The sequence below is a fragment of the Tsukamurella pseudospumae genome (assembly GCF_001575205.1).
Classification (GTDB): domain Bacteria; phylum Actinomycetota; class Actinomycetes; order Mycobacteriales; family Mycobacteriaceae; genus Tsukamurella; species Tsukamurella pseudospumae.
This window is the reverse complement of sequence record NZ_LSRE01000022.1, coordinates 25474-31847: the sequence shown is the minus strand read 5'-3', so window position 1 is coordinate 31847 and position 6374 is coordinate 25474. Positions and strand designations below refer to the sequence as shown.

7 protein-coding genes are annotated in these 6374 nt (G+C 67.4%); 4 read left to right on the top strand and 3 right to left on the bottom strand.

Features of this window, described 5'->3' with window-relative positions; all coding sequences use genetic code 11:
- Both AXK61_RS26065 and AXK61_RS15565 read right to left on the bottom strand, forming a co-directional pair.
- The coding region (locus tag AXK61_RS26065) for a transposase (protein ID WP_197466825.1) at positions 1 to 288 on the bottom strand (288 nt) is incomplete at its 3' end.
- Between the two features lie 237 nt (positions 289 to 525).
- Positions 526 to 1182, bottom strand: a complete 657-nt coding sequence (locus tag AXK61_RS15565; RefSeq protein ID WP_197466824.1) for a dienelactone hydrolase family protein — start codon at positions 1180 to 1182, stop codon at positions 526 to 528.
- Positions 1183 to 1452: 270 nt separating this feature from the next.
- Here AXK61_RS15565 and AXK61_RS15560 point away from each other — a divergent pair, with 270 nt between their 5' ends.
- From AXK61_RS15560 to AXK61_RS15550, 3 genes are all read left to right on the top strand, one after another.
- Positions 1453 to 2340, top strand: a complete 888-nt coding sequence (locus AXK61_RS15560; protein WP_068746208.1) for a helix-turn-helix domain-containing protein — start codon at positions 1453 to 1455, stop codon at positions 2338 to 2340.
- 196 nt (positions 2341 to 2536) lie between these two features.
- Positions 2537 to 3577 (top strand): alcohol dehydrogenase catalytic domain-containing protein, encoded by a 1041-nt coding sequence (locus AXK61_RS15555; RefSeq protein ID WP_068570077.1) that lies wholly within the window; start codon positions 2537 to 2539, stop codon positions 3575 to 3577.
- 74 nt (positions 3578 to 3651) lie between these two features.
- Complete coding sequence (locus AXK61_RS15550) at positions 3652 to 4632, top strand: alpha/beta hydrolase (protein ID WP_068570076.1); 981 nt, start codon at positions 3652 to 3654, stop codon at positions 4630 to 4632.
- A gap of 217 nt (positions 4633 to 4849) precedes the next feature.
- Here the strand turns inward: AXK61_RS15550 and AXK61_RS15545 are convergent, their stop codons facing one another.
- Positions 4850 to 5131 (bottom strand): YciI family protein, encoded by a 282-nt coding sequence (locus AXK61_RS15545; protein ID WP_068570075.1) that lies wholly within the window; start codon positions 5129 to 5131, stop codon positions 4850 to 4852.
- Positions 5132 to 5202: 71 nt separating this feature from the next.
- Between AXK61_RS15545 and AXK61_RS15540 the strand changes: the two genes are divergently transcribed.
- Positions 5203 to 6039, top strand: a complete 837-nt coding sequence (locus AXK61_RS15540; RefSeq protein ID WP_082789374.1) for a LysR family transcriptional regulator — start codon at positions 5203 to 5205, stop codon at positions 6037 to 6039.
- The last annotated feature ends 335 nt before the right edge of the window (positions 6040 to 6374 follow it).

The following is a 6374-nucleotide window of genomic DNA, read 5'->3' as shown; positions in this document are numbered from 1 at the left end:
GATCTTGCCCGCCGCATCGGCGTCGGCGAGGAGCGCGGCCAGAACCTTGTCCCAGGTTCCGTCCTGGGCGTAACGCCGGTGACGCTTCCAGGCCGTCTTCCACGAACCGAATGCCTCGACCGGCAGATCCCGCCACGGAATCCCGGTTCGATACCGGTAGATGATCGCCTCGACCACTCGCCGGTTGTTCTCGAACCGACGCCCAGGCCGACCAACACTCGAAGGCAACAACGGCTCGATCCGAGCCCACTGCTCATCCGAAATCGCTTCGTACCGAGATGAACTCACGGAACGATTATCCCCGATCAGCAGTCCATGATTGGGAGACACGCCCTAGTTGCTTGTCTCGAAGGCTTAGTCCTGGCCGGTGATACAGGTCGCCAAAGGCGAACTCTCCGACGTATCGTGCGAGTTCCGGGGCGACATCGGACAGAGGGTCTTCGATGGAGGCGATGTCGCCTCCCATCTCGGCTAGTGTCTGCGCTCCGCGCTCATACCGCTCGGACGCACCGCGACGCTGAGCGATCATGCGCTTGCTCGTACATGGCTGTGTCGCTCGAGGAAGCTCATCGTGCGCGTCCATGCGTCCTCGCACGCGTCGCGCCACTGCTCGTACTTGCTGTCGAAGAACGAGTGCGGCGCACCGTCGTAGGTGTGTTCTTCGAAGTCGACGCCCGCCGCATCGAGTGCGGCGGTGAGGTCTGCGAACTGTTCCGTGGTGGTCGCGACATCTTCGCCTGCGAGAAGCAGGAGCATCGGTAGCCGGATCTCGTCGACGACTGCTCTCGCCGGCCCGGGAAGGCCGTAGAATCCGACGACGCCCGACAGTGCGAGATCGCTCGCCGCGAGACGCCACGCCTGTCCGCCCCCGAAGCAGAAGCCCACGACAAACGTGGGTCCGGGCTCCTCGCTGTCAAGGTGATCGATGGCGGCGGCGACGTCGTCCGCGACGTCGTCCTGGTTCACCTGCTCGAAATGCGGCTTCCACACGAAGTCACTACCGCGGGTGCCAGGGCCAGCCGTGCGACCGTAGTAGTCGATCACGATGGCCGCGTGCCCTACCTGGGCGAACCGCTCGGCCAGGGCGGCGTAGTAGGGATGGGTCCCACGAATGTCTGGCAGAATGACGATGTTCGCACCAGTTCGTTCGACGGGAATCGCTTCCAGCGCCGAGAAGTACACGCCTCCCGCGGTCGTCAAGACGATCTCGCCCCTGCGAGCGACGTCGCTGGGATTCTCCAACTTTGGTGGGCGACTGTCAGTTTCATGGCACATGCGAGGGCTACCTTTCGTCTTGGGTGTATCGAGGTGTACGAGTGCGGCGACCCGCTCATTGCCCAGGTTCTTCGCACATCACTGAGCGTCGCTGTTCGGTATGCGCGCCACCAGGCCCTCATAGCCTGGGTACCGCAGTGCCTGGCTAAGCCGATCACATCGACCTACTGTCGAGCAGTGAGCAGAACAGAACTGGGCGAGTTTCTTGCGGCCCGCCGCGCCGAGCTCAGCCCGGCTGACGTAGGGCTGCCAGTAGAGCCGCGCCGGCGAGTCAAGGGACTCAGGCGCGAGGAAGTGGCTACCCGAGCCGGCCTGAGCATCGAGTACTACATGCGTCTCGAACAAGGTAAGGCCCGGAACCCGTCGCCCGAGGTTCTGCACGCTATCGCTCGCGCGCTGAAGCTGACTGACCCGCAGACCCGATACATTCTTGGGCTGACATCCAATACTCGATTCCCGCCCCCTGGGCGCTCGGTCCGCCCTGAGTTGCAAGCCCTGCTCGATTCGATGCCCGACATCGTCGGCGTCATCTACAACCACCGAATGGACATCCTCGCCTGGAACAGCCTATTCAGCGCTCTGTGCTTCGACGTCGCCACTGTTCCCGAACGCGACCGCAACATCGCAAGGTTCGATTTCCTGTTCCCCGAGAGTCGCCAGCGGCTTCTCCATTGGGAGGATGTCTGTCGCGCAACAGCTGGACAACTTCGACTCGCAGCGGCCCAGCATCCCAACGACCAAGAGCTCGCTCACCTCATCGGCGAGCTGATGCTCGCGAGCACGAACTTCCAGACACACTGGAACTCGGGCGATGTCGATCTGCGCACCCATGGTTCGAAGTCCTTCAGGCATCCGACAGTCGGCGAGGTCACCCTGTCCTTCGACACCTTCGAGCTTCCTTGCGGCCAGGTCGACGATGTGCGCCAGATCGGGCAGCGCCTTCTGACTCTCTACCCGACAACCGAGGAAGCGCGTAATGCGCTCAGGCTCATCACAATCTGGGAGCAACCGCAAACTGAGCAGACACCGCGCGGCGCTATCGACGAGACAAACAGCTCACAGTGACAATCACTCGTACTAGGCAGCCTAGCGAGCTGGTTCGGGGCGTCACCCACGAAGTCCGGGCGCGTGTGCGCTGACATCGATTGTCGCTGGGCGACAACCCCCGCCACACAGTTCGTCCGCCGGGGCCGATGTGCTGCCGGTCACAGCGTCCTACCGTTCCAGGTGACAGCTCCCGACCACAGCGAGGAACGACACCGTGCGCGCAGTCAAGCTCACCGGCCCCGGCACTCTCGGACTGGAGGAAGTCGCCACGCCCGAACCCGGACCGGGGCAGGTCCGCGTCCGGGTGGCCGGGGCGGGCCTGTGCCACTCGGACCTCCACGTCCTGCACCTGGGCGATGCCTGGCCGGTGTTCGGCGGCACCGTCGGGCATGAGGGCGGAGGGTGGATCGATGCGCTGGGCGACGATGTCACCGGCCTTACGGAGGGCGATGCCGTTGTCGTCAGCGTGATCTGGAGTTGCGGCTCCTGCCGCGCCTGCATCGAGGGGCGCGACAACGCGTGCACGGTCGCCGGGACGCGGACCGGCCTGCCGCTCACCCCCGGTCTCGGGCCCGACGGTTCCATGGCCGAGTACATCATCGTGCCCGCGCGGCATGCGGTGCCGATCGGCGCACTGGACCCCGCGACCGCCGCTCCGTTGACCGATGCGGGGGTCACCCCGATGCACGCCATCAACACCGTGCTCGATCGGCTGACGCCGGCGGCGACCGTCGTGGTCATCGGCCTCGGGGGACTCGGCCACGTCGCCCTGCAGATCCTGGCCGCGGTCAGCGCGGCGCGCGTCATCGCGCTCGACACCGATCCCGCCAAACGGGCCTCCGCCGCCGAGCACGGCGCCGACCTGGTCCTCGACAGCAACGAGCATGCGGTCGAGCGGATCCTCACCGAGACCGACGGTGTGGACGCCGACGTGGTGCTCGATCTCGTGGGTGTACAGCCCACCGTCGACCTCGCCCGACGGGTCGTCGCCGCCGAGGGCGCGATCCGGCTGATCGGACTGGGCGGCGGCTCGCTGCCCGTGAACGCCGGCGTGGAAGGCGAATCCCTGCCCTGGGGCGTCAACGTGCAGCGCTCGTACGGCGGCACCCGACAGGACCTCGTCGATGTCATCGCCCTGGCACAGCGCGGGCGGATCTCCATCGAGACGGTGACCTACTCCCTGGAGCAGTTCCAGCAGGCCTTCGACGATCTCGAGGCCGGGCGAGTGGCGGGGCGGGCGATCCTGGTCCCGTGAGCGACGGGGCTTGTGCCCGGTACCGACCCGTGTTTGAGTGTGCGCACACCGCACTCGGCTGAGGGAGAGCTCCGATGAAGGCCCGCTGGATCCTGATCCCCGTGCTCGGCGTGAGCGCCACCGTCGCCGCGCGGATGCGCCGACTCCGCGGTGTGGCTCCCGAACTCAGCAATCCCGCCGCGGCGCTGCTGCCGTCGATGGGGCCGATCCCGCTGCGGGTCGCGCGTTTGCTGCCGGCGCCCCCTGTCGCGCTCGGCGCGGAAGGCGGCGTCGACGTCCGCCGCGAGGACGTCCCCGGCGGGCAGGACGTCTACGTGTACACGCCGGCGGTGCCGAACGGCGCTGCCCTGCTGTGGATCCACGGGGGCGGCACCATCATCGGCTCTCCCGAAATCGACCACCGCAGGTGCATCCGGATCGCGCGGGACACGGGCGCGGTCGTCGTGAGCGCGCGGTACCGGCTGGCGCCCGAGCATCCGTTCCCCGCGGGGCACGACGACTGCTACGCCGCGCTGCGGTGGCTGCATCGCGTGGCCCCGGAACGCGGTATCGACCCGGCGCGGATCGGCGTCGGGGGCGCCAGCGCCGGCGGCGGACTCACCGCCGGCGTCGTGCAGCGCGCCGTCGACGAGGCCCTGCCCGTGGCCTTCCAGCTCCTGGTCTATCCGATGCTCGACGATCGCACCACGACGCGCCCCGCCGATCACCGCGGCGCACTGGTGTGGACCCGACGCTCCAATGCCTTCGCCTGGGACGCCTACCTCGGCGCCGGGCACGCGGAACGCGAAGTCCCCGCCTACGCCGCGCCCGCCCGCCGGGCCGACCTCTCCGGGCTGCCGCCCGCGTGGATCGGCGTCGGCGAGCTCGATCTGTTCCATGACGAGGACGTCGACTACGCCCGGCGACTGGAAGCCGCGCGCGTGCCGGTGGAGCTCCTCGTCGAGCCCGGGATGTACCACGCTGCCGATCTCGCCGCCGCCCGCGCCGCGTCGATGCGTGCCTTCCTCCGGTCCGCGATCAGTTCCACCGAGAGTCATCTCGCTGCGCGGGACTGACACCCCGCAGCGCCTCCAGCGCACGATGCTCGGAAAGTGGGGCACCAGCTGAACGACGGTCGTGCAGATCTCCTGCGCCAGCACGTCGGGCGAAGGAACGCTCCACACCCCACGACCGATCCGCGCGCGGCAATACCGCAGGACGACGGGCCGAACAGCCGCGAGCACGCGGGCGATCGCCGCCCGGTCGCCACGGACCGCCTCATGCGCGACCTGCTCAGACGTGTGCCCAGTTCTCGGGACTGACCCGCGACGGCACGAACTCGAGAACCTGGTGCTTCGCGAGCCCCTGCAGCGCGAACGGATCGGATGCCACTGCCTCGAGCGCCTTCTCCGCGGAACACTCGGCGATGATGACTCCGCCGGTGCGCGGCGTACGCGGACCCGATGCCACGAAGTCGCCCGCATCGTAGTGACGACCGAGCCATTCGCGATGGTCGTCCAACGCCGCCTCGATCCGGTCCAGGGGCACGAGGTACTCGAGAATGACAATCACCATGGTGCGATCCAATCGCGGCGGCGAACCGCTGGGAAGTCCCGGATCACCTAGCCGGGCATAGGCTGGGGCCTATGGCAAGCGCTCGCCTGGACCAGATCTCCGTACTGCACCTTCGCTACTACCTCGCGGTCGTTGAAGAAGGCACGATACGGGCAGCGGCCGCTCGGATCGGGATCAGCCAGCCGAGCCTGAGCCAACAGCTCAGTCGCCTCGAGAAGCATGTGGGCACATCACTGCTCCGGCGCTCACACACCGGTGTGATCCCCACCCCGGCGGGCCTCGAACTCGCCGACATCGCCGACGAGACGATCCGTGCCCTCGGGCGGCTCGGTACACCACGGCCCCACATACAGCTGGGCGTGCCACGGGGTACCCGATCCACGGTCCTCACGACGCTGCTCAGCAAGTTCGGCGCGGACGTCGAATTCGTCCAACTGGATACGGCGAAGTCGTTCGCCGCGCTCCGCCACGGTGACGTGCATGCCGCGGCGGTGCGCGGCCCCGTGGCCGATCACGGAGACGACGACGCGGGACTGCGCGTCAGCCTCCTCGACGAGGTCCCACTCGGCGTGCTCGTCGGGTCGAACAGTCCCTTGGCGAGTCGGACTGCCGTGACCGCGCGCGATCTCGCCGGCCATCGACTGTGCTGGTTCGACGAACGTCGCGCCCCGCTCTACGCCGAGAGCATCGAACGATGGTGCGGCCGGCACGGCTGGCAGCCGGCGCTCGTGGTCATGGATCCCGGCGGTGCCGGCCTGCACGACGACGCCCTCCGCCGGCACCCCGACCTGGTCGCGCTACGGCCCGCGGACGAGATGCACGGAGAAGGCGTGAGCTGGCTTCCCCTCGCCGATCCTCCCACCGAGCAGATCTACCTCATCGAGGCCTCCACGCGGCGGCGCTCGTAGCGCACAGCTCCTCGGAGACGAAAAACCCAAGGTCACAAGCTCTTTCGAGTTCGTGACCCCGGGTGCTGCAGTTCGTAGAACTGCACATTGTGAGCGGTTCTCGAATGCAGGTGAATCGCACATTCCGAGATGGAATTCCAACGATTAAGTGCCGAAATTCCAACGATTACTTCGCCGCCGGACTCCGACCTGGAGTACCTATAGCGGGAGCTGTGGGGCATCTTGGGGGCCGCGAGTTCGAACCGCGGTCGCGGTGGTGCGGTTGGCCCTTCGCGCGGGAGCGGGCGAGCCGGCTCCTTGCCTTCTGGTGGGGGGCAGATTTCCCACGATTACTT